19 protein-coding genes are annotated in these 21,126 nt (G+C 72.7%); 10 read left to right on the top strand and 9 right to left on the bottom strand.

Translation table 11 applies throughout. The features are described 5' to 3' along the window. Nucleotides 1–104 precede the first annotated feature (104 nt). Nucleotides 105–302 carry a hypothetical protein gene (locus AC6H2I_RS16900; RefSeq protein WP_497501843.1) on the bottom strand — a complete coding sequence of 66 codons (198 nt, stop codon included), beginning with the start codon at nucleotides 300–302 and terminating at the stop codon, nucleotides 105–107. A gap of 193 nt (nucleotides 303–495) precedes the next feature. Between AC6H2I_RS16900 and AC6H2I_RS16895 the strand changes: the two genes are divergently transcribed. Next, nucleotides 496–786, top strand: coding sequence for a ribbon-helix-helix domain-containing protein (locus AC6H2I_RS16895; RefSeq protein WP_497501842.1), 291 nt, complete (start codon nucleotides 496–498; stop codon nucleotides 784–786). Nucleotides 787–862: 76 nt separating this feature from the next. Here the strand turns inward: AC6H2I_RS16895 and AC6H2I_RS16890 are convergent, their stop codons facing one another. The 4 genes from AC6H2I_RS16890 to AC6H2I_RS16875 all read right to left on the bottom strand — a co-directional run bounded on the left by AC6H2I_RS16890 (nucleotide 863) and on the right by AC6H2I_RS16875 (nucleotide 7,621). After that, nucleotides 863–3,952, bottom strand: a complete 3,090-nt coding sequence (locus tag AC6H2I_RS16890; RefSeq protein ID WP_497501841.1) for an ATP-binding protein — start codon at nucleotides 3,950–3,952, stop codon at nucleotides 863–865. A gap of 253 nt (nucleotides 3,953–4,205) precedes the next feature. Continuing rightward, on the bottom strand, nucleotides 4,206–6,071 hold the full coding sequence (gene ilvD / locus AC6H2I_RS16885; RefSeq protein WP_497501840.1) for a dihydroxy-acid dehydratase: 1,866 nt from the start codon (nucleotides 6,069–6,071) through the stop codon (nucleotides 4,206–4,208). Between the two features lie 96 nt (nucleotides 6,072–6,167). Next, nucleotides 6,168–6,530: a DUF2934 domain-containing protein gene (locus AC6H2I_RS16880; protein ID WP_497501839.1), complete on the bottom strand. Its 363-nt coding sequence runs from the start codon at nucleotides 6,528–6,530 to the stop codon at nucleotides 6,168–6,170. A gap of 125 nt (nucleotides 6,531–6,655) precedes the next feature. Continuing rightward, nucleotides 6,656–7,621: a glycosyltransferase family 9 protein gene (locus tag AC6H2I_RS16875; protein WP_497501838.1), complete on the bottom strand. Its 966-nt coding sequence runs from the start codon at nucleotides 7,619–7,621 to the stop codon at nucleotides 6,656–6,658. 196 nt (nucleotides 7,622–7,817) lie between these two features. On the opposite strand from AC6H2I_RS16875, the gene AC6H2I_RS16870 reads away from it, so the two are divergent. From AC6H2I_RS16870 to AC6H2I_RS16835, 8 genes are all read left to right on the top strand, one after another. Beyond that, on the top strand, nucleotides 7,818–8,948 hold the full coding sequence (locus AC6H2I_RS16870) for a BMP family ABC transporter substrate-binding protein (protein WP_497501837.1): 1,131 nt from the start codon (nucleotides 7,818–7,820) through the stop codon (nucleotides 8,946–8,948). A gap of 79 nt (nucleotides 8,949–9,027) precedes the next feature. Beyond that, nucleotides 9,028–9,534: a hypothetical protein gene (locus tag AC6H2I_RS16865; protein ID WP_497501836.1), complete on the top strand. Its 507-nt coding sequence runs from the start codon at nucleotides 9,028–9,030 to the stop codon at nucleotides 9,532–9,534. An 85-nt stretch (nucleotides 9,535–9,619) separates the two neighbouring features. Further along, a complete protein-coding gene (moeA, locus tag AC6H2I_RS16860; RefSeq protein WP_497501835.1) occupies nucleotides 9,620–10,873 on the top strand; it encodes a molybdopterin molybdotransferase MoeA in 1,254 nt (417 codons plus the stop codon). Beyond that, complete coding sequence (moaD, locus tag AC6H2I_RS16855; protein ID WP_497501834.1) at nucleotides 10,873–11,124, top strand: molybdopterin converting factor subunit 1; 252 nt, start codon at nucleotides 10,873–10,875, stop codon at nucleotides 11,122–11,124. The genes moeA and moaD overlap by 1 nt, the downstream gene beginning before the upstream one ends. Nucleotides 11,125–11,127: 3 nt before the next feature. After that, entirely contained in the window at nucleotides 11,128–11,577 is a 450-nt protein-coding gene (gene moaE, locus AC6H2I_RS16850; RefSeq protein ID WP_497501833.1) for a molybdopterin synthase catalytic subunit MoaE, read from the top strand. Nucleotides 11,578–11,685: 108 nt separating this feature from the next. After that, complete coding sequence (locus AC6H2I_RS16845) at nucleotides 11,686–14,265, top strand: cation:proton antiporter (protein WP_497501832.1); 2,580 nt, start codon at nucleotides 11,686–11,688, stop codon at nucleotides 14,263–14,265. Beyond that, nucleotides 14,258–15,172: a DMT family transporter gene (locus AC6H2I_RS16840; protein WP_497501831.1), complete on the top strand. Its 915-nt coding sequence runs from the start codon at nucleotides 14,258–14,260 to the stop codon at nucleotides 15,170–15,172. The genes AC6H2I_RS16845 and AC6H2I_RS16840 overlap by 8 nt, the downstream gene beginning before the upstream one ends. Before the next feature lie 109 nt (nucleotides 15,173–15,281). Then, nucleotides 15,282–15,695, top strand: coding sequence for a hypothetical protein (locus AC6H2I_RS16835; protein ID WP_497501830.1), 414 nt, complete (start codon nucleotides 15,282–15,284; stop codon nucleotides 15,693–15,695). Nucleotides 15,696–15,735: 40 nt separating this feature from the next. Here the strand turns inward: AC6H2I_RS16835 and AC6H2I_RS16830 are convergent, their stop codons facing one another. The 3 genes from AC6H2I_RS16830 to AC6H2I_RS16820 all read right to left on the bottom strand — a co-directional run bounded on the left by AC6H2I_RS16830 (nucleotide 15,736) and on the right by AC6H2I_RS16820 (nucleotide 19,613). Next, the gene (locus AC6H2I_RS16830) at nucleotides 15,736–16,929 is read right to left on the bottom strand and encodes a CobW family GTP-binding protein (protein WP_497501829.1); all 1,194 of its coding nucleotides are present in this window, start codon (nucleotides 16,927–16,929) and stop codon (nucleotides 15,736–15,738) included. Further along, a complete protein-coding gene (locus tag AC6H2I_RS16825; RefSeq protein WP_497501828.1) occupies nucleotides 16,926–17,483 on the bottom strand; it encodes a Fur family transcriptional regulator in 558 nt (185 codons plus the stop codon). Before AC6H2I_RS16825 ends, AC6H2I_RS16830 begins: the two co-directional genes overlap by 4 nt. Nucleotides 17,484–17,609: 126 nt before the next feature. Then, on the bottom strand, nucleotides 17,610–19,613 hold the full coding sequence (locus tag AC6H2I_RS16820; RefSeq protein ID WP_497501827.1) for a PhoX family protein: 2,004 nt from the start codon (nucleotides 19,611–19,613) through the stop codon (nucleotides 17,610–17,612). A gap of 200 nt (nucleotides 19,614–19,813) precedes the next feature. Between AC6H2I_RS16820 and AC6H2I_RS16815 the strand changes: the two genes are divergently transcribed. Then, entirely contained in the window at nucleotides 19,814–20,428 is a 615-nt protein-coding gene (locus AC6H2I_RS16815; RefSeq protein ID WP_497501826.1) for a YitT family protein, read from the top strand. Between the two features lie 10 nt (nucleotides 20,429–20,438). Here the strand turns inward: AC6H2I_RS16815 and gmk are convergent, their stop codons facing one another. Next, the gene (gene gmk / locus AC6H2I_RS16810; RefSeq protein ID WP_497501907.1) at nucleotides 20,439–21,116 is read right to left on the bottom strand and encodes a guanylate kinase; all 678 of its coding nucleotides are present in this window, start codon (nucleotides 21,114–21,116) and stop codon (nucleotides 20,439–20,441) included. Nucleotides 21,117–21,126: the final 10 nt, after the last annotated feature.

Below are 21,126 nucleotides of genomic sequence, written 5' to 3'. Positions count from 1 at the left end.
AACGGACGGACGGGCGGAACAGGGGCCGGGGGCGGGCGGGACCGCGGGGGTCCGGTCGGGTGACGACCGGCCGCCGCGGCCCGAGAAGGCGGGGAAGCCGCCGATCAGCAGCCCGGATTGACGAAGAAGCGGCCGGCCTCGTGGTCGGTGGTGTCGAAGCCGGCGCGGTCGCCGGCGCGCACCGCCTGGCGGGTGGTGCGGATCTCGGTCTCGGCCAGTTCGGCGACGCCGGTGGCGGTCACGGCGTACAGGCGGCCGTCGGCGCCACGGATGACGGAGGGCTGGTTGGTCATGGCGGTCATGTGGTCGTCTCCTTGCCTGGAAGGTTGGGGCTCGGCCCCGTTTCTCGGACCCCGTTGGCCGGGGATGGACCGATCATTCCCGACCGCGACCCGTTTGCGCTGTGAAGCAGTTCACAGTGCGACACGCCCGCCATCGGTCACCATCGTGCACACACGAAGACTGTCGGCAGAAAGGCGACCAGCGATGCAGTTCATGCGCAAGATCACACCGGGGCGCGGCGACGTGGGGTTCCTGTCGGACCTGATGTCCCAGGCGACCTCGGACGTGCCGGTGTCGCGGACCGTCGTCCTCCGCGGCGAGCGGATGAGCGTGCGGCTCGAGGCGTCGATCTGGGACGGTCTGATCGACATCGGCGAGCGGCGCAGCGCGTCTCTCGACGAGATGTGCGGCGAGATCGACTCGCGCCGCGACGGCATCCCGCTGTCCACGGCGATCCGCGTCTACGTGCTCCAGTACTTCCGTGACATGACCGAAGGCGCCTGATCGCCGGCGGCGTTCGACCGTTCCCCACCCTCCGGGGGGCGGCACCCGCGGCGCGGCCGGCGCGCGCCGGGCGGCGTCAGGCGGACGTCGGTACGGGGAGGGCGCCGCGCGCCGCCGCGCCGGCGGTGCACAGGTCGTGCAGGGAGGCCAGACGCAGGCTGGCGGCGAGGGCCTGCGCCCCGGCGAAGGCCTCGGAGGCACCGGGGGCGTCGCCCTGGGCCGCCCGGCCGCATCCGAGCGCGTAGCCCGACCAGGCCTCGTCGGCCCGTTGCCCGGCGGCCCGGGCCAGCGACAGCGCCTCGGTGGCGGCGGCGCAGGCTGGCGCCGCTTGGCCCGTTTCGGCGAGAGCCAGCGACAGCCACACCAGGACCTGCGGCAGGTGCCGCCGCTGGTGAAGGCGGTGCAGGTGATCGCGGCTGGCCTCGAGAAGGCTCAGGCCCTCGCCGTCGCCGGTGCGCACGAGGGCGTAGCCCAGCGCACCGAGCAGCAGCGGCTGCCATATCTGCGACCGGATCGCCTCGGCGACGCTCAGCCCCTGGCGCAGGAAGGGGACGCTGCGCGGGTGATCCCCCTTCAGCACCAGCGCCAGGCCGACGTGGAGGGTGGCGACGATCTTGGAGAAGGCGTGGCCGCTGGCCTCGGCAACGTCGAGGGCCCGCATTCCCGCGCGTTCGGCGTCGCCGTGCCGGCCGAGTTCGCCGTAGCAGCGCGCGAGATAGGAATCCACCGCCACCGCCGCCACCAGCGTGAGGCCGTAGCGCCCGAACCCCGGCTCGCCGTCGATCAGCGCGCGCGCCTCCTCCATGCGCGCGCAGGCCTCGCCGTAGCGCCCGCTGTCGCCTAGGGTACCGGCGAGGCGGACCAGAAGCTGGACCCGCGTCTCCTTGCACGACCGCCCCTCGATGCCGCGCAGCCCGTCGAGGCTGAGGCGAACCGCCTTTTCGAGGTCGCCGAACACCCACAGATAGGAGGCGTGAAGGGAGGTGGCGCGGGCCACGCGCACCACGTCCCCGGCCGCCGCCGCCAGGCGCTCGCAGTCCTCGATGTGGTCGGCGACGCCGTCGCGCACGCCGCGCGGAAGGATGGAACGGGCCAGCGCCAGCTTGATGTCGATGCGGCGCAGCTCGTTGCGGTGGCTGGCCGGCAACCGGCCGAGCGCCGCCAGCGCGCCGTCGAGGAAGTGGCAGGCGTCGTCCAGCTTGGAGCGCGCCTCGGCGCGCTGCCCGGCGCAGCGCCCGTAGACATACGCCAGCGCCCAGTCCTCGGCCCGTGGGGCGTGGTAGGCCAGCAGCTCCAGGCGCCCGGGGAGGTCGCGGTCGTGCCGTTCGCGCAGCGCGCGCTGGACCCGGGCGTGCAGGGGCTTGCGCTCGCGCCTGGTGATGCCGGCGTAGGCCACCTCCTGCACCAGCGCGTGGCGGAAGCTGTATTCGAGGTTGGGGATGAGGCGCGAGCGCTGGACGAAGCCGGCCTGCTCCAGGTCGGCCAGGGTCTTCATCGTCTCGTTGGCGGGAACCGGAGCGAGCTGGCGCAGCAGCCCGACGTCGAAGGTCGCGCCGATCACCGCCGCCGCCCGCAGGGCGCAACGGGCGTCGCTGCCCAGCGCGTCGATGCGCGCGGCGAGCAGGCCGCGGACCGAGGGCGGCAGCGCCACCGCGCGCGCCGGGTCGCCCATCCGGTAGCGGCCGTCGGGGCCGCTGGCGATCGCCCCGGCCACCTCCATCGCCCGCAGCGACTCCTCCAGATACAGCGGCACGCCCTGGCTGCGCCGGGCGACCCGGTCCTTCAGGGACTGGAGATCCGGGTCGTCACCCAGCCAGACGTCGAGAAACTCCTCGGTGTGCGACGCCGACAGCGGATTGACGTCGAGGCGCGGCATGCGGGGAACCCCCGACCACCCCGTGGGTTCGTCGGGCCGCGCCGTCGCCAGCAGCAGCGCCTGGGTGTGGGACACGCTGTGGGCCAGCGTGTCGAGCAGGCGGGCCATCACCGGACCCGCCCAATGGGCGTCTTCCACCAGGATCACCAGCGGCCGCCGCGCCGCCCGCTCGGTCGTCGCGACCACCAACCCTTCGATGGCGAAGGACAGGCGCTGGGCGGAGTCGAGGCCGGCCCACATGGGGGCGCGGATCGGCTGGCCCAGCAACTCGCAGACCGCCGCCTCGGCCAATCCGCCGGCGACGGCGGCGTCGGTGCAGACCGCCGCACGGCCGTCGCCGCAGACGGCTTCGCCGCCGTCCTGCCGGGCGGCAAGCGCCGCCAGGCTGCGGGCGACGCCGACGATGTCGTCGGGTTCGCCGAGGCGGCGCACCGGCGCCTGCGGCCATTCCAGCAGGTCGACCCCGAGGTCGGGCAGGAGGCGCAGGACCTCCCCCACCAGCCGGGACTTGCCGATACCGGCGTCGCCGGCAACCAAGAGGGCGCCGCCGCGGCCGCCGCGGGCACGCTCCAGGGTCGTCGTCAGCAGCCGCAGCTCCGCCTCGCGGCCGACGAAGGGGCCGGCGCGGTCGCGGGTCAGGTCCAGCGCGGTGAGGCGTCCGCCCCGCGCCGACACCAGGCGGCGCACCGGGTGCGGCGGCGCCTCCGCACCCAGCGGCACGCCGGGAACGGCCCGGGTGGTGAGTCCCGCCGGCGCCAGGGCCGCGGTGGTCGTGGTCAGCAGCGCGGTGCCGGGGGCGGCTGCCTGCTGGAGCTTGGCGGCGAGGTGGACGCATTCGCCCACCGTGCGATAGTCGGTCCACAGCCCGTTCTCGACGACCTCGCTGACCACCTCGCCGGAGGCGATGCCGATCCGCACGCGGAAGTGGCCGAGGCCGGGAGCGGCCCGGCCGTCGCTGTCGCTCAGACCGTTCCGGGCCGCGGCGAGGATGTCCTCGGCGGCCAGGCAGGCGCGCAGCGCATGGTCCTCCAGCGCCTTGGGCGCACCGAACACGGCGAGCACGCCGTCGCCCAGCACTTGGCTCACCACCCCGCGGTAGCGGTGCACCGCGTCGACCAGAACCTGGATGACCGCCAGCAGGGCGTCGTCGGCCTCCTCGGGATCCCGTCCGGCGACCATCGACGAGGAATCGACGATGTCGGCGAACATCACCGTGACGAGCTTGCGCTCCGACCCGGTGGTCCTGAGGCCGACCCGCCCGCTCGCCGCCGCCGTCCCCCGAGAGGCCATGATGTCTTCCCCCCCCCTCCGGCCGCCGGCCGGAGTCCCGGGCCGGCCGTTGCCGAATCCATCATTGCATATTACTGCATGCATCCGGCGATTTGTAGAGACCGCATCGCCAGCCGTTCGATTCTTTCGGTCGGGCCCCCCGATGCACGCATTCGTAGGCATGACAGGGGATCTGGGATCGAAAACGCCGCGCCGGAGCGGGGGGCTCCGGCGCGGCGCGGGTCGGCGGGCGCTGGCCCGGCGGGGCGGCGGGTCAGCGGACGACGGTGACGGACTCGACCTGCGACACGTCGCGCACCGCGCCGCGATCGGCGCTGGTGGTCAGGGCGGCGTAGGCGCGCAGTGCCGTCGACACCGCGCGGGTCCGGCTCTCCGGCTTCCAGGCGGCGCTTCCCCGGGCATTCATGGCGGCGCGGCGCCGGTCCAGCTCCGCGTCGGGAACGGCGAGGCGGATGGCGCGGTTGGGGATGTCGATCTCGATGGTGTCGCCGTCCTCCACCAGGCCGATGGCACCGCCGGCCGCCGCTTCCGGCGAGACGTGACCGATCGACAGGCCGGACGACCCGCCGGAGAAGCGGCCGTCGGTCAGCAGCGCGCACACCTTGCCCAGCCCCTTGGACTTCAGGTAGCTGGTGGGGTAGAGCATCTCCTGCATGCCGGGTCCGCCGCGCGGCCCCTCGTAGCGGACGATCACCACGTCGCCGGGCTTGACCCGGTCGCCCAGGATCGCTTCCACCGACGCATCCTGGCTTTCGAAGACCCGGGCCGGACCGGAGAAGGTGAGGATCGACGCGTCGACACCCGCGGTCTTCACGATGCAGCCGCGCTCGGCGATGTTGCCGAACAGGACGGCGAGGCCGCCGTCCGTGCTGAACGCGTGCTCCACCGACCGGATGACGCCCTTTTCGCGATCCAGGTCGAGCTCCGGCCAGCGCTTCTCCTGGCTGAAGGGAACGATGGTCGGGATGCCGCCGGGCGCCGCCTTGTACAGGCGGTGGGTGCCCTCGTCGCCGGTGCGCTTCACGTCCCAGCGGTCCAGCGCCTCGCCCAGGGTGGGGGCGTGCACCGTGGCGGCGTCGCGGTGGATCAGGCCGCCGCGGTCGAGCTCGCCCAGGATGCCGAAGATGCCGCCGGCGCGGTGGACGTCCTCGATGTGGACGTCGGCCACCGCCGGGGCGACCTTGCAGACGTTGGGCACGCGGCGCGACAGCCGGTCGATGTCGGCCATGGTGAAATCGACGCCGCCCTCCTGGGCGGCGGCCAGCAGGTGGAGCACCGTGTTGGTCGAGCCGCCCATCGCGATGTCCAGCGTCATCGCGTTCTCGAAGGCGTCGAAGGTGGCGATCCCGCGGGGCAGGGCGGTCGCGTCCTCCTCCTGGTACCAGCGGCGGCAGAGGTCCACCGCCATGCGACCGGCCGCCAGGAACAGCTCCTTGCGGTCGGCGTGGGTCGCCAGGATGGTGCCGTTGCCGGGCAGCGCCAGCCCCAGCGCCTCGGTCAGGCAGTTCATGGAGTTGGCGGTGAACATGCCGGAACAGGAGCCGCAGGTGGGGCACGACCCGCGCTCCATCTCCGCCGCCTCCTCGTCGCTGACGGTGGGGTCGGCGGCGGCGATCATGGCGTCGATGAGGTCGACGGCGCGGGTCTTGCCGCGCCAGTTCACCTTGCCCGCCTCCATCGGCCCGCCCGACACGAACACGGTCGGGATGTTGAGGCGCAGCGCGGCCATCAGCATGCCCGGGGTGATCTTGTCGCAGTTGGAGATGCACACCAGGGCGTCGGCGCAGTGGGCGTTCGCCATGTACTCCACGGCGTCGGCGATCAGTTCGCGCGAGGGCAGGCTGTAGAGCATGCCGTCGTGGCCCATCGCGATGCCGTCGTCGACGGCGATGGTGTTGAACTCCTTGGCGACGCCGCCGGCCTTCTCGATCTCGCGGGCGACCAGCTGGCCCAGGTCCTTGAGGTGGACGTGGCCGGGCACGAACTGGGTGAACGAGTTGGCGATGGCGATGATCGGCTTGCCGAAGTCACCATCCTTCATGCCCGTGGCACGCCAGAGGCCGCGGGCGCCCGCCATGTTGCGGCCGTGCGTGGAAGTGCGGGAGCGGTAGTGCGGCATGGGTCCACCTCGGGGTCGATCGGCGCGAGCGTGCGTTGAAGGGTCGCAAGCCTACCAAGCCCCGGGGGTGTGTCGCCAGTGCGTTGTTTGGACGATTCAGGAGGAACGGGGCTTGCCGCGGCTCTTGCCGGCGGCGGGGGTGCCGGCGGTGGCCGTGACGCTCTTCGACGGCTTCGCCGCCCGGTTCTTGGCGGCGGGCGCCGGCTTGGCGGGCGCCGCCTTGGCGGCGGGCGGCGTCTTCGTCCGCGGCGCGGCCGGTTCCCCGTCCTGCCGGCCGCCGGCAGCGGCCGTCTCGGCGACGACGGCGTCCACCGGCGCGGCGTTGCCGCTCGCGTCCTCGGCGGTGATCTCCGCCTCGGCCCGGGACCAGTGTTCGGCGTCGCGGCCGTGAGGGTGCCCGTCGCGCTCCCAGATCTCGTGGGCGCGCCGGCGGATACGCTCCAGTCGGGTGTCGTCCATCGCTTGTCTCCCGTCACCATGGTCGTTCGGCGGCCGCGTCGCCCTTGGCCGTGACAACGCGCCGATCGGCCTCCGGGTTTCAGCGGCGTGGCGCGGCCGCGACGAAAAAGCTGCGCCCCGCGATCTCAGGGACCGCCGCCGGCGCGGGCGCGGTCCAGCGCGGCGAGAACGCCGGCGATGTCCATGTCGTCGAAGCGGGGGACGTGGTGGATGCGGGTGCGCCGCCCGAGCGCGTGGATCGGGTCCGACGCGTCGGAGAAGAGCGCGACCGTGGGCGCCCCGGTGGCGGCGATCAGGTGGGTCGGGCCGGTGTCGTTGCCGACCGCCGCCCAGGCGCGGCGGGCCAGCGCCGCGATCTCGGCGATGGCGGTCCGCCCGACCAGGCTCACCGCCTCCGGGCAGGCGTCGAGGATGGTCGCGGCGAGCCCGGCCTCGGGCGCCGTGCCCAGCACCACCGGGCGCACGCCCCGCTCGGTCAGGCGGCGGGCCAGCTCGCCGAAGCGCTCCGCCGGCCAGCGCTTGTCGGGCCGTTTCGGCGACGAGCCCGGCACCAGCAGGGCGAAGGGCTCGGCCAGCGCGAAGCCCGAAGTGTCGGCGTCGAGCCAGTCCAGATCCGGCCAGGGGTCGGGGGTGATGCCGAAGGGCCGGAGCTGGCGGGCGTAGCGCTCCAGCACCGGCACCCGGCGCCGCCCGGGGTAGCGGTCGGGGTGGGAGGCGCCACGGGCGGTGCCCGACCACTCGGGCCACGGTCCGGGGAGGAAGAGGAGGTGGTAGCGGTCGGTCCGCGACTGGCATTGCAGGTCGTAGACGCGCGTGAACCGCCCCTGCTTCAGGAGGCGCCGCATGGCCAGCCAATGCCCGGGGGTGCGGCCGCGGTCGTCCGACCTCACCCGCTCGAACAGGCCGCTGCGCTCGGCCAGGGGGGCCAGGTCGGGAATGGTCAGCAGGGTGAGACGGTCGCCGGCGTGATGCCGCCGGATCGCCTGAAAGGCCGTCTGCGCAAGGAAGAAATCGCCGAACGCGCCGAGCTTGATCACCAGGATCTCGGCGCCGGCGGCGGGCTTGACGGCTGGGGAGCTGGGGCGGGTCATCGACGTGCCATCGGCGGGGCGGGGGCGGGGCAGGGGCTGGGGCACCGGCGGACACCCGGCGCGACCCGCTCCTTATCAGGCGGGGGCAGGGATATCAACGTCCCCACCGGCGCCGGGCGGCTTGCGGTCCGTAACCGGCTTTTCACTGGTCATAATCCGAACGGAGGGTATAGTTCGACCTCTAAGGGGAGGAACGATGAACGCTTGGACCGACCGCCGACGGATCAACCGCCGACGGCTCCTCCACGGCATGGGCGGGACGGCCCTGACCCTCGCGACGAGCGGGCCCGGGCGCGCCGCCGAACCGGGCGCGGCGGTGCCGTTCGCGGTCGGCTTCGTCTATGCCGGCACGCGTGCCGATTTCGGATACAACCAGGCCCACGCCGACGGCGCCGCCGCGGTGGCGGGGCTGCCCGGGGTGGCGGTCCACGAGGTCGAGGCGGAGGGCGACCTGCTGGCGGCGGTCCGGTCCCTGGTGGACGGGGCGGGCTGCCGCACGGTCTTCGTGACGGCGCCGGGCGACGGTGCCGAAGGGATCCTGGCCTACGCCGAGGGGCGTGGCGACACGGTCTTCCTCTTGTGCGGCTCGCGCCACGCCGGGCTGCGCCTGCCGGTCAACGTCGGGGTCTACGACGCCTACATCGACGAGGCGCAGCACGTCAGCGGCATCGTCGCCGGCTACGCCAGCCGCCGCCGCCGCATCGGCTTCGTGGCGCCGCTGTCGGTGCCGCGCATCCTGCGGTGCGTCAACGCCTTCGCTCTCGGCGTCCGACGGGCCGAGCCGGGCGCCGTCGTCGAGGTCGCCTGGCTCGGCCCCGAGACACCGCCCGAGGCCGTGGCCAAGGCGGCCGACGCCCTGGTGGCCGGGGGTGCCGACGTGCTGGCCGGCCACCTGCCGTCGCTGCGCCCTCTGGTCGAGGCCGCCGAGGGCGCCGGCGTCGGCTGCTGCGGCCTGCACACCGACCTGCGGGCGTTCGCGCCGAGCGGGCTGCTGACCGGGGCGGAGTGGAGCTGGTCGCAGTTGTATGTCGACATGGTCGGCCGCCTCCAGTCGGGGCGGCCATGGCCGCGCCTGGTGCGCGGCGGCTTCGGCGAGCGGTTCGTCCACAACACCCCCTACGGCGCCGCGGTCCCGCTTGAGGCGCGGGCCCACGCCGACGCCGCGCGCATGCAGCTGGCCAACGGCAACGCCGCGGTGTTCCGCGGTCCGGTGACCGACAACACCGGGCGCGTCGTGCTCGCCAAGGGCGCCTCCCTGCCCAGCCGGGACCCGGCATTGGACAGCATCGTGTGGCTGGCCGACGGCGTGGTGGAAGCCGGCTTCTGACGCGCGTGTGCGCGTTCCATTGCCGCGCCCCGATGTGGTATGAGGCGGCCCAGACCTCTGCTGTGAGGCCCGCCGAGACATGAAGCGCCAATACACCCGCGCCGAGGTGAAGGAACTGCTCGGTGCCCTGGAACGCCAGTGCCGCGAGGCGGCGAAGCTCGCCCAGATCGCCGAGCACGAGGCTAGCAAGCACAGCTTCGCCGCCTATCGCGAGTTCCGCGACAAGGTGGGGGAGTTCCAGGCGCTGGTCATCCTGATCGAGCAGCGCCTGCGCAATCTCGTCGACAACCGCTCCGACGATCTGCGCGAGCAGTTCGAGCGCCTCGACACGGTGATGCTGGCGCTGCTGGTGCGCGCCAGCATGCGCTTCTTCTTCGTGCTGTCGGCCAACCCGGTGCTGCCGATGGGCGCCCGCGAGATCTTCATGGCGGAGCTGCGCAGCCTCCACGACGCCCACGAGAAGCTGAGCCGCCCCAACTACGTCGGCAAGCTGGGGCCGGAACTGGACCGCGACCTGGACACCGCCTCCCTGATCCTCGAGGAGATCATCGACAAGGCGCCGAGCCTGCTGAACTTCCGCTCCTGAGGGCGGGTGCGTTGCGGGGTTGCGTCCCGGCCGGGCGGGCGGCACACTCCGCCCCTCGCGCGGAACCGGACACTTCGGCAGCCCCATGGCCCAACTGAGCGACGACTGCTTCGCCTTCGGCGGCGACCTCATGCCCGTTGACGCGGCGCTGGAGCGCCTGCGCTCCCGGGTCGGCGCCGTGACCGAGCGCGAGACCGTCGCCCTGGCCGACGCGCAGGGCCGCATCCTCGCCGAGGACGTGAGCGCCCCGTTCGACGTGCCGCCCCACGACAACTCGGCGGTCGACGGCTACGCCGTCCACTTCGCCGATCTGGACGGCGACGCCCCCACCCGCCTGCCGGTCACCGGCCGGGTCGCCGCCGGCCACCCCCTGGACCGCGCCGGGCGGCGCGGCGAGGCGGTGCGGATCTTCACCGGGGCCCCCATGCCGGCCGGGTTCGACACCGTTCTGATGCAGGAGGACTGCCGCGCCGACGCCGGCGAGGTGGAGATCCCGCCGGGCATCAAGCGGGGGGCCAACCGCCGCGAGGCCGGCGAGGACGTGCGCGCCGGCAGCGTGGTCCTGCGCACCGGCCGGCGGCTGCGCCCGGAGGACGTCGGGCTCGCGGCCTCGCTCGGGCGCCGCGATCTGGTCGTCCGCCGGCCGCTGCGGGTCGCCGTGTTCTCCACCGGCGACGAGGTGCGCGAGCCCGGCGACGCGCTGCCCCCCGGGAGCATCTACGACGCCAACCGGTTCGCGCTGATGGCGGCGCTGCGCCAGCTCGGCTGCGCGGTCACCGATCTCGGCATCCTGCCCGACCGGCTCGACGCCATCGGCGGCGCCCTGGCCGCGGCCGCGGCTGGCCACGACGCGCTGGTCACCTCGGGCGGCATGTCCACCGGCGAGGAGGACCACGTGAAGGCGGCGGTGGAGTCGCTGGGCGCGCTCCATTTCTGGCGCCTGGCCATCAAGCCGGGGCGGCCGGTGGCGCTGGGCCAGGCGCGCGGCGCCGCCTTCGTCGGCCTGCCCGGCAATCCCGTGGCGGTGATGGTCACCTTCCTGCGCATCGCCCGGCCCATCCTCCTGCGCCTCATGGGTGCGGCGGAGGACGAGCCGATTCTCTTTCCCGTCCGCGCCGCCTTCGCGTACAAAAAGAAGGCCGGCCGCCGCGAGTACGTGCGCGCCCGCCTGTTCCGCCACGCCGACGGCGGCCTCGACGCCGTGAAGCATCCGCGCGACGGGGCGGGCATCCTGTCGTCCCTGGTGGAATCCGACGGCCTGGTGGAACTGCCCGAGGACCTCACGGCGCTGGAGCCGGGGGCGACGGTGGCGTTCCTTCCCTTCAGCGAGGTTCGGTGATGAAGGTTCTCTATTTCGCATGGCTGCGCACCAAGGTCGGGGTTGCGGCGGAGGAGGTCGCGCCCCCCCCCGAGGTGGCCGACGTCGCCGCCCTCGTCGCGTGGCTCAAGGGCCGCAGCGCGGCCCACGCCGAGGCCCTGGCCAACACGGCGGTGGTCAAGGTGGCGGTGAACCAGGAACACGTCCCCTTCGACCATCCCGTGCGCCCCGGCGACGAGATCGCCCTGTTCCCGCCGGTGACGGGCGGCTGAGCCATGGCGGTCCGTGTCCAGCGCGAGGATTTCGACGTCGGTGCGGAGCTCGACGCGCTGACCCGTGGGCGCACCGCCATCGGCGGGGTGACCACCTTCGTCGGCTACGTCCGCGACATGGCCGCCGGCCAGGCGGTCTCGGCGATGACCCTGGAGCACTACCCCGGCATGACCGAGCGCCAGCTCGCGGCGATCGAGGCGGAGGCGCGGCGGCGCTGGCCGCTCGACGACGCGCTGGTGGTCCACCGCTACGGCCGGCTGGAGCCGGGCGACCGGATCGTGCTGGTGGCGACCGCCAGCGCCCACCGCGAGGCGGCCTTCGCCGCCTGCCACTTCCTGATCGACTGGCTGAAGACCAAGGCGCCGTTCTGGAAGCTCGAGGCGACGCCCGAGGGCGAGCGGTGGGTGGACGCGAAGGACGGCGACGCCACGGCCGCGGCGCGCTGGTCCTGACGCGGCGGCGGGCCGATGCCCGTCGCCCCCATCGCGACGATGCGCGCCCCGGCCTTGCCCCGCCGCACGGCGGTCGCTAGGGTTGCGCCTCGTCGCAGGGGAGGGGGCATGCACCCGATCGTTTTCTACGTTCTCGGCGTGTCCGGGCTGCTCGCCCTGGTGAGCTTCCTGCCGACACTGGCGGCGCGCCTGCAGATGCCGTTCACGGTCCTGCTGGCCGCCGTGGGGGTCACGCTCGGCGTGCTGGTGGAGGTCGGCTCCGCCGTCGAGGGGCTGGGGCCGGTGGGCGATTTCCTCGGCTCGCTCGGCGAGTTCGACCTCTCCTACGAGACCCTGCTCTACCTGTTCCTGCCGGTTCTGCTGTTCGAGACGGCGCTGGCAATCGACGTCCGCCGGCTGATGGACGACGTCGGGCCGATCCTGCTGCTGGCGGTGGTGGCGGTGTTCGCCTGCACCTTCGCCATCGGCTACGCGCTGAACGCCATCACCTCCATGGGGCTGGTCGTCTGCCTGCTCCTCGGCTCCATCCTGGCGACCACCGACCCCGCCGCCGTCATCGGCATCTTCCGCGACCTCGGCGCGCCGCGCCGGCTCAACATGCTGGTCGAAGGCGAGAGCCTGCTCAACGACGCCGCGGCGATCGCCCTGTTCACCCTGCTGCTCGGCATCCTCACGCAGAAATCCGACGGCGGCGCGGTGGAGGCGGGCCTCGCGTTCCTGCGCGCCTTCGCCGGCGGCGTCGTGGTGGGGTGGCTGTGCGGCCGGGTCGCCTGCCTGCTGGTGACGCCGATGCACGAGCAGCCGATGGCCGAGATCACCTTGACGGTGGCGCTGGCCTATCTCAGCTACGTCCTGGCCGAGCACTATGTCGGGGTGTCCGGCGTGGTCGCCGTCGTGACGGCGGCGCTGGTGGTCGGCTCGGTCGGGCGCACCCGCATCTCGCCGGAGACGTGGGACGGGCTGCAGCATGTCTGGCGTCAGCTCGGCTTCTGGGCCAACGCCCTGATCTTCCTGCTGACGGCGCTCTTCGTGCCGCAGATCTTCGCCGATTTCGGCTGGTACGAGGCCGGCCTGCTGGCGGTGGTGATCGCCGCCGCCCTGGCGTCGCGCGCCGCGGTGCTGTTCGGCATGCTGCCGCTGCTCTCCATGATGGGGGTGGGGCATCAGGTCAGTCACGCCTACCAGGCGGTGATGCTGTGGGGCGGCCTGCGCGGCGCGGTGTCGCTGACCCTGGTGCTGGCGGTGACCGAGAACGTCCGGGTGCCGGAGGCGGTGCAGTCCTTCGTGGCCCCGCTGGCCGCCGGTTTCGTCTTCTTCACCCTGTTCGTCAACGGCACCACCCTGCGCTGGCTGATCCGCCTGCTCGGCCTGGACCGGCTGACGCCGATGGAGAGCGCCATGCGCAACCGCGCGCTCGCCCTGGCGCTGGCCGACATCCGCGACCGCGTCGGCACCGTGGCGCGGTACTACGAGATGGACGCCGCGGCCACCAACACGCTGGTGGAGCACTACGCCGAGCGGCAGGACGACATCGACCGCAACCGCCAGGGCGATGCGCCACTCACGGTGGACGAGCGGGTGACCATCGGCCTGCTCATCCTGGCGACCCGCGAGGAGGAGCTGTACTTCCAGCACTTCAAGGAGGGCATCATATCCCGCCCGGTGGTGGAGATGCTGACGGTGCGCGCCGCCCGGATGCTGGACGCGGTGCGTGCCCAGGGCTGCGCCGGCTACCGCGAGTGCGAGGAGGCCTTCCTCGCCTTCACGGCGTGGATGCGGCTGGCCAGCTGGCTGCACCGCCACTTCGGAATCCAGGCGCCGCTGGCCCGCCGCCTGTCGATGCGCTTCGAGGTGCTGCTGGCGGTGCGCCTGGTGCTGCGCGAGCTGCAGGTGTTCAACCGGCAGCGCCTCGCCCAGGTGCTGGGCGCCGACATCGCCACCGAGATGGGCGCCCAGCTCGAGCTGCGGCTGGACGAGGTCGAGCAGTCGCTGGCGGCGCTGAAGCTGCAGTACCCGGACTACGCGCTGGTCCTGCAGAACCAGTATCTCGGCCGCGCCGCCCTGCGGATGGAGGAGGCGGACTACGCCTTGCTGCACGCCGAGCAGATCATCAGCCAGGAGGTGCTGAACGACCTGCGCCGGGACGTGGCGACCCGCCGGCGCAACCTGGAGCGGCCGGCGCGGCTCGACCTGCGCTTCGACATCCCGTCGATGCTGGTGCGGGTGCCGATCTTCGCCGGGCTGCCGGGGGAGCGCATCGCCAGCATCGCCACCCTGCTGCGGCCGCGGCTGGCCCTGCCCGGCGAAATGATCGTGCGCCGCGGCGACCGTGGCGACGCCATGTTCTTCATCGCCTCGGGCGCCGTCGGCGTCCAGGTCCCCGGGCTGGACGAACCGGTCAAGCTGGGGTCCGGTGACTTTTTCGGTGAGATGGCCCTGCTGACCCGGAAGCCGCGCAACGCCGACGTCCGTGCCCTCGGCTACTGCCAGTTGCTGGTTCTGGACGAGAGGGACTTCCGCCGCACCGTGCGCAGCGACCCGCACCTGAGGGCCCATTTCGAGGCCGTGGCGGACGCCCGCAGCGCGCCGCCCCCGGCCGCTCCCCCGACCGCCGCCCCGGCGGCGGCCGTGACCGAGGGCGGCGACGCGGACGGGGGGGCCGGAGCGCCCGAGACCGCCCATGGCTGAGCCCCCCGCGGCCCGCGGCGTCGCGGGGGACAGACCCGCGGCCGACAGCGCCTGGGTCGCCGTGATGCCCGGCGTCTTCGTGGCCCTGTGGAGCACCGGGTTCATCGGCGCCAAGTACGGCTTGCCCTACGCCGAGCCGTTGACGTTCCTGCTCGTCCGGATGGCGTTGGTGGCGGCGGTGCTGGCCGTCGTGGCGGTGGCGATGGCGGCCCCCTGGCCGCGCAGCGCGCGCGAGGCCGGGCACATCGCGGTGGCCGGGCTGCTGGTGCACGGCGTCTATCTCGGCGGCGTGTTCTGCGCCATCGACCGCGGCGTCCCGGCCGGCGTGGCCGCGGTCATCGTCGGTCTCCAACCCCTGCTCACCGCCGCCCTGGCGGGGTGGCTGCTGGGCGAACGGGTGACGGCGCGCCAATGGGGCGGCCTGCTGCTGGGCCTGGCCGGCGTCGTCCTGGTGGTGCGCGAGAAGCTGGTGGTCGACGCCGGCCACCTCGCCGGCATCGGGTTGGCCCTGGCGGCGCTGGTCGGGATCACGCTGGGCACGCTGTACCAGAAGCGCCACTGCACCGGGATGGACCTGCGCACCGGCGCGGCCATCCAGTACGCGGCCACCGCCATCGCCTTCGCCGGGCTCGCCGCAATGGGCGAGACGATGCGCATCCAGTGGACGGGCGAGTTCGTGTTCGCCCTGGCGTGGCTGACGCTGGTGCTGTCGGTGGGCGCCGTGTTTCTGCTGTTCGCGCTGATCCGCCGCGGCGCGGCGGCCCGGGTCGCCAGCCTGTTCTACCTGGTGCCGCCGGTGACGGCGCTGACCGCATGGGCGCTGTTCGGCGAGCGGCTGGGCCCGGTGGCCCTGGCGGGGATGGGGCTGACGGTGGCCGGGGTGGCCCTGGTCAACCGCCGGCGCTGACCCGCCCCGCTCCCGGCCGGTCGCCCGGGCGACCGGCCCGTGCGGTGCAAATTGGGTGGCAGGACGGCGCCGGTTGTGGTCCAATCGACCGCCACCGGCCGCACCGGCCGTGATCATCAGCCAGGGCGCCATGGACAGCAATCTGACCCTCGACGACAATCAGACGATCCAGGCCATCGGCATCCTTGCGGATGTGCTGGACGGCGTGTCCGGTCCCGGCGGGCTCGACACGGTCCTGGTGTCCAAGGCCTTGCGGCAGGTGATCGCCACCCGTTCCAAGCCGGCGTTCGAGTTCGCGTCCCGGGCCTTCAACACGCTCGACCCCGGGGTGCGCCGGCAGGTCGCGCGGGACGCCGACGCCGCGGCGCAGGAATCGGTGGAGCTGCGGGCCCGCGTCGGCGGCTTCCTCGGCACGCCGCCGCGCAAGGCGCCCGCCCAGACGCCGCAGCAGGGCAGCACCTTCCTCAACGCCCTCAACCTGCGCAACCGCCGCCCCCGGTCCACGGAAGGTGGCGACGCCTGACGGCGCGCGCCACGACCGGCGCGCCGCCCCCCGCGGCGCCTTAGGAGGCGGTGCCCGGTCCCGCAACCTGCGGGTCCGTCAGGTCCGAGTCCGTCACGGCCGGCTCTGTCACGCCCGGTCCTGTCACGATGGCCCGGAACAGGTCTTCGATGACGGTCCGGCCGACGTCGCGGGTGATGAACACCAGCCTGGTGCGGTGGTCGGCCGACGGCCACGCCTCCAGCCGGACCGGCGGGTGGAACATGTGCTGCACGCCGTGGACGACCACCGGCAGCCCCTCGCTCTCCACCACGTTCAAGATGCCCTTGATCCGCAGTAGGTCGGCGCCGCGCAAGGCGATCAGCGACTCCATGAAGTCGACGAAGCGGTCCCATGGCACCGGGGCGTCCAGTTCCATGCAGAAGGCGCGGATGCGGTCGTCGTGGCGGTTCGCGTCGTGGTGATGGTCATGACCGTGATCGTGAACGTGGTCGCAGTCCGGCGGGCAATGGTCGCCATGCTCGTGCCCGTGCCCGTGCCCGTGCTCATGCGTGTGCCCCCCGCCGGTCCTGTAGGCCTCCTCGTGCAGCCAGCGGGCGACATCGGGGCTCTTGGTCTGCGGGTTGAACAGGCCGGCGTCGAACAGGGTGGCGGGGTCGACGGCGCCGAAGGCGGCGGGGATGATCGGCGCCGCCGGGTTGATGGCGGCCAGCCGCTTGCACAGCTCGACCGTCGCGGCCGGCCGGGCGGCGTCGGTCTTGGTCAGCACGATGCGGTCGGCGACGGCCGCCTGCTTCACGCTCTCCGGGTGCTGGTCGAGTTGGTCGAACCCGTGCACCGCGTCGACCGTGGAGATCACGCCGTCGAGCCGGAACCGGGCTGCCAGCAACGGGTCCGACATCAGCGTGTGGATGATCGGCGCGGGGTCGGCGAGGCCGGTGGTCTCCACCACCACCCGGTCGAACTCCGGCACCTCGCCGCGCACCCGCTTCAAGAACAGCTCGCGCAGGGTGTCGACGAGGTCGCCGCGCACCGTGCAGCAGACGCAGCCGCTGTTCATCAGCACCATGTTCTCGCTGGCCCGGGCGACCAGCAGGTGGTCCAGCCCGATCTCGCCGAACTCGTTGATCACGACGGCGGTGTTGGCCATGCCCGGATGGTGCAGCAGGTGCTGCAGCAGCGTCGTCTTGCCGCTGCCGAGGAAGCCGGTCAGCACCGAGACGGGCAGGCGGGAGGCGGGGGCGGCATCGCTCACGATGGGGTCTCCGGACGGGCGGCGGGGGAAGACGGGCGGTGGGCGGCCTGGCAGGCCGGACACAGGCCGCGGACCTCGACCGTCGGCAGCCGCACCGCGAAGCCGCGGTCGGCCGCGCCGGTGCGGATCGCGTCGGCGATCCGGTGGTCGTCGATCTCCTCGGCGGTGCCGCAGGCCTCGCAGACCAGGAACTGCCCGGTGTGGTCGAGGCCGGGGGCGGGGCAGCCGACATAGGCGTTGAGGCTCTCGATGCGGTGCACCAGCCCCTGCTCCACCAGGAACTCCAGGGCCCGGTACACGGTGAGCGGCGCCGTGGTCTTGCCGTCCTGCTGGTTCAGGTCCTCCAGGATGGCGTAGGCGCCGCGCGGCCGGTGGCTGCGCCACACCAGTTCCAGCACGCGCCGGCGCAGCGCCGTCAGCCGCGCGCCGCGGTCGGCGCACAAGGCGTCGGCGCGGGTCAGCGCGTCGGCGATGCAGTGGGCGTGGTCATGCCCGGGGCCGTGCCCATGGGGCTGGCCGTGCCCGGCGTCGAGCGGGGGGGAGGAGGTCGCCATGATGTTATGATATAACACCCGCACGGCGGACGGGAAGCGGCGTGTCGGCGCGTCGCCATCCGCCGGGACGGAAAAGGGCGGCCCGCAAGGGGCCGCCCTTCGCCGGGAACGCGGTCGGGAGCGGTCTTACGACCCGATCACGCCGCCGCCCTGCTTGGTGATGGCCACCACCGACGGGCGCGGCGGCATGCCATCCTTGAAGTCAGGCCAGCGGGTGGCCGGGTCTTCGAAGGACGAGGTCTTGCCGGCGAACTTCTCGTACTGGTCCACGCCGTCGGTGGCCGGGTGCTGCACCGCCACGAACAGGGTGGCGTCGTCCGGCGCGAAGTAGGGGCCGCACATCTCGGCGCCCACCGGGACGCGGAAGAACATCTTCGAGGTGCCGCGCAGCGGGCCGTCGGTCTCGACCGCCCACACACCGTCGGCGCTGCCCGACGCCTTCTTCCACGACCCGCCCTGGTCGGTGGTGACCCACAGACGGCCGGCGTTGTCGACGGCGCAGTTGTCGGGGCAGGCGAACATGCCGTTCGTGGTCGTCGCCTCGTTGTAGGCGCCACCCACCGCCGGCGTGCCGGCGCGGATCAGCATCTCCCAGCCGGCCGTGGTCGCGGTGTGATCGCCGTCGGCCGGGATGATCTCGAGGATCTGGCCCCATTCGTTGGCGGCGCGCGGGTTGACCGCGTCGATCTGGTCTTCCTTGCGCTTGGAGTTGTTGGTCAGCATCACGTAGATGCGGCCGGTCTTCGGGTTGACCTCGACGTCCTCGGGCCGGTCCATCTTGGTCGCGCCCAGCGCGTCGGCGGCCAGACGGGTGTGGATCAGGATCTGCGCCTGGTCGGCCCAGCCGTTGGCGGCGGTCAGCGGACCCTCGCCATGGACCAGCGGCAGCCAGGTCACCGAGCCGTCCGCGGCGAACTTCGCCGTGTAGAGCGTGCCCTCGTCGAGCAGGGTCATGTTGTGGGCGCGGTCGCCCTCCTGGTAGGTGCCCTTCGACACGAACTTGTAGACGTAGTCGAAGCGCTCGTCGTCGCCCATGTAGGCGACGGCGTGGCCGCTCTTGTCGATGACGACGGAGCAGGCCTCGTGCTTCACACGGCCCAGCGCGGTGCGCTTCTTCGGAGTCGCGGTGGGGTCATAGGGGTCGATTTCGACGATCCAGCCGAAGCGGTGCGGCTCGTTCGGCTCCTTGGCCACGTCGAAGCGGTCGTGGTGGACGCCCCAGTTGTACCAGCCGCCGGGCGCCCCGTAGCGCTTCAGCGCCTTGCCGTGGGCGGTCGACTCGTCGGCCTTGCCCCAGAAATAGCCGTTGAAGTTCTCTTCGGCCGACAGCCAGGTGCCCCACGGCGACATGCCGCCGGCGCAGTTGTTGAGCATGCCGCGGACCTTGGTCCCGGTGGGGTCGTAGGAGGTCTTGAGCATGTCGTGGCCGGCGGCCGGGCCGGTCAGCTCGCACTCCGTCTCGCCGGTGATGCGGCGGTTGAGCTTGGAGTTCGGGTCGTAGGTCCACTTGCCGTCGACCTTGCGGATCTCGATCACCGAGCCGCCGTGGGCGGCGATCTCGATGTCGACCAGATCCCTGGTCATCTTGTCGAAGCCGGCTTCCTGCTGCTCCTTGCCCACGCCGGGGAACATGACCTCCTCGTCGGTGTACTCGTGGTTCACGCAGAGCAGGCCGTGGTCGGCGGTGGTGGAGCCCTGGGGCAGCGGGGCGTAGCCGACGAAGTCGTTGTTGTAGCCGAACTGCTTGGTCTGGGCCTCGGCGGTCTGCTGCATCGGGTCGAAGTCCGGCGCGCCCGGCAGCACGGGGTCGCCCCAGCGGATCAGCACGTCGGCGTCGTAGCCCGGCGCGACGTGGTGGGTCTCGTCGACACCGTGCTCGATCTCGGTGAAGGCGAACAGCGGCTTGCCGGCGGCGGCCGAGGCCTCGCGGCTGACCGCCAGAAGGGTCGGGCCCATCAGGGCGCTTGCCGCCGCGGTCGCCAGCATGCCGCGCATCACGTCGCGGCGGCCGAAGCGCGCGTTGATCACGTCGCCCAGCGTGGGGTTGCTCGTCGGGTTGGTCCCGTTGTCCTCGGTGGCCTCGAAGGTGAGGTACTTCGTGCCCCTGGGGGCTGAATCCCGCGTGTCCATGATCTCGCCTCGCCGTGCAATCGCCAATGGGAAGGGGCCCCGCCCCGCAAGGGGGCCGGACGCGCCGGACATTAGCGGCCGCTTATGACGCTTCCGTTGCGGCGCGGTGACGGCGAGGTGAATTCGGGCGGCCAGGTTCACGCTGGCGCGCTGCGCCGCAGCGTACTAGATACAGGTCAGAATCGCTGACGGAGTGGACGATGGACGCCGGGACCGCCGTCGAGAAGCACCGCTTGTACGAGGACGTCGCCGCGGTGCTCGTCGGCACCCTGGTGGTGTCGCTGGGGCTCGCCCTCTACACCAAGACGGTGCTGGTCACCAACGGCGTCGCCGGGCTGTCGCTGCTGCTGCACCACGCCACGGGGACGGCCTTCGGCGTCCTCTTCTTCCTGCTCAACCTGCCCTTCTACTGGCTGGCGGTGCGCCGCATGGGGTGGACGATGGCGCTGCGCACCTTCGTCGCGGTGGCGCTGGTGTCCCTGTTCAGCCGCCTCACCCCGGACTGGGTCGGCTTCACCCACCTCCACCCGCTCTACGCCGCGGTGGTCGGAGGCGGGCTGATGGGGCTGGGGTTGCTGATCCTGTTCCGTCACCGCACGGGGCTGGGCGGCACCAACATCCTGGCGCTCTACCTGCAGGAGCGTTTCGGGATCCGCGCCGGCTGGTTCCAGCTCGCGGTCGACACGCTGATCGTCCTGGGCGCCTGCTTCGTCGTGCCATGGGACAAGGTGGCGCTGTCGCTGCTCGGCGCCACCGTCCTCAACCTCATCATCGCCGTCAACCACAAGCCCGGGCGCTACACCGCGGTGAGCTGAGCGGGCCTCGTCACAGCGCCGCCTGCAGGCCCTTGACGAACGGCGACAGCCCGACCTGGCGGCGCCGCTTCAGGCGCTCCGCGCGCAAGATCGCCTGCACCGACAGCACGCTCTCCTCCACGTCGGTGTTGACGATGACGTAGTCGTACTCGGCCCAGTGGCTCATCTCGTCCGAGGCCTTGGCCATGCGGTGGGCGATCACCTCGGCGGAATCCTGGGCGCGGCTGTGCAGGCGCCGCTCCAGCTCGGCGGCCGAGGGCGGCAGGACGAAGACGCTGACCAGGTCGTCGCGGGCGTTCTCGGCGAGCTGCTGGGTGCCCTGCCAGTCGATGTCGAACAGCACGTCGCGGCCGGCCCGCAGGGCGTCCTCCACGGCGCCGCGCGGGGTGCCGTAGCAGTTGCCGAACACCCGCGCGTGTTCGAGGAGCTGGCCGCCGGCCGCCATCTCCTCGAACGCGGGCGAGTCGATGAAGTGATAGTCGATGCCGTCGCGCTCGCCGGGCCGCATCGGCCGGGTGGTGACCGACACGGACATGGCGATGCCGGGGTCGCGCTCCAGCAGGCGGCGCGAGATCGTCGTCTTGCCCGCACCCGAGGGCGAGGACAGCACCAGCATCACGCCACGGCGGTGGATGTCCCTGGGGCTGGGTCCGGTGCCGGCGGCGGGGTCGATGGAGATGGGGGGCATGGTCGCGACG

Source organism: Azospirillum sp. NS33 (genome assembly GCF_059703765.1).
This window is presented reverse-complemented; position numbering and strand designations above follow the sequence as displayed.

What these genes read in the sequence shown, in the direction of transcription:
- AC6H2I_RS16900 (WP_497501843.1), bottom strand. Translation starts at nt 302, where the DNA reads ATGACCGCCATGACCAACCAGCCCTCCGTCATCCGTGGCGCCGACGGC.
- AC6H2I_RS16895 (WP_497501842.1), top strand. Translation starts at nt 496, where the DNA reads ATGCGCAAGATCACACCGGGGCGCGGCGACGTGGGGTTCCTGTCGGAC.
- AC6H2I_RS16890 (WP_497501841.1), bottom strand. Translation starts at nt 3,952, where the DNA reads ATGGCCTCTCGGGGGACGGCGGCGGCGAGCGGGCGGGTCGGCCTCAGG.
- ilvD (WP_497501840.1), bottom strand. Translation starts at nt 6,071, where the DNA reads ATGCCGCACTACCGCTCCCGCACTTCCACGCACGGCCGCAACATGGCG.
- AC6H2I_RS16880 (WP_497501839.1), bottom strand. Translation starts at nt 6,530, where the DNA reads ATGGACGACACCCGACTGGAGCGTATCCGCCGGCGCGCCCACGAGATC.
- AC6H2I_RS16875 (WP_497501838.1), bottom strand. Translation starts at nt 7,621, where the DNA reads ATGACCCGCCCCAGCTCCCCAGCCGTCAAGCCCGCCGCCGGCGCCGAG.
- AC6H2I_RS16870 (WP_497501837.1), top strand. Translation starts at nt 7,818, where the DNA reads ATGAACGCTTGGACCGACCGCCGACGGATCAACCGCCGACGGCTCCTC.
- AC6H2I_RS16865 (WP_497501836.1), top strand. Translation starts at nt 9,028, where the DNA reads ATGAAGCGCCAATACACCCGCGCCGAGGTGAAGGAACTGCTCGGTGCC.
- moeA (WP_497501835.1), top strand. Translation starts at nt 9,620, where the DNA reads ATGGCCCAACTGAGCGACGACTGCTTCGCCTTCGGCGGCGACCTCATG.
- moaD (WP_497501834.1), top strand. Translation starts at nt 10,873, where the DNA reads ATGAAGGTTCTCTATTTCGCATGGCTGCGCACCAAGGTCGGGGTTGCG.
- moaE (WP_497501833.1), top strand. Translation starts at nt 11,128, where the DNA reads ATGGCGGTCCGTGTCCAGCGCGAGGATTTCGACGTCGGTGCGGAGCTC.
- AC6H2I_RS16845 (WP_497501832.1), top strand. Translation starts at nt 11,686, where the DNA reads ATGCACCCGATCGTTTTCTACGTTCTCGGCGTGTCCGGGCTGCTCGCC.
- AC6H2I_RS16840 (WP_497501831.1), top strand. Translation starts at nt 14,258, where the DNA reads ATGGCTGAGCCCCCCGCGGCCCGCGGCGTCGCGGGGGACAGACCCGCG.
- AC6H2I_RS16825 (WP_497501828.1), bottom strand. Translation starts at nt 17,483, where the DNA reads ATGGCGACCTCCTCCCCCCCGCTCGACGCCGGGCACGGCCAGCCCCAT.
- AC6H2I_RS16820 (WP_497501827.1), bottom strand. Translation starts at nt 19,613, where the DNA reads ATGGACACGCGGGATTCAGCCCCCAGGGGCACGAAGTACCTCACCTTC.
- AC6H2I_RS16815 (WP_497501826.1), top strand. Translation starts at nt 19,814, where the DNA reads ATGGACGCCGGGACCGCCGTCGAGAAGCACCGCTTGTACGAGGACGTC.
- gmk (WP_497501907.1), bottom strand. Translation starts at nt 21,116, where the DNA reads ATGCCCCCCATCTCCATCGACCCCGCCGCCGGCACCGGACCCAGCCCC.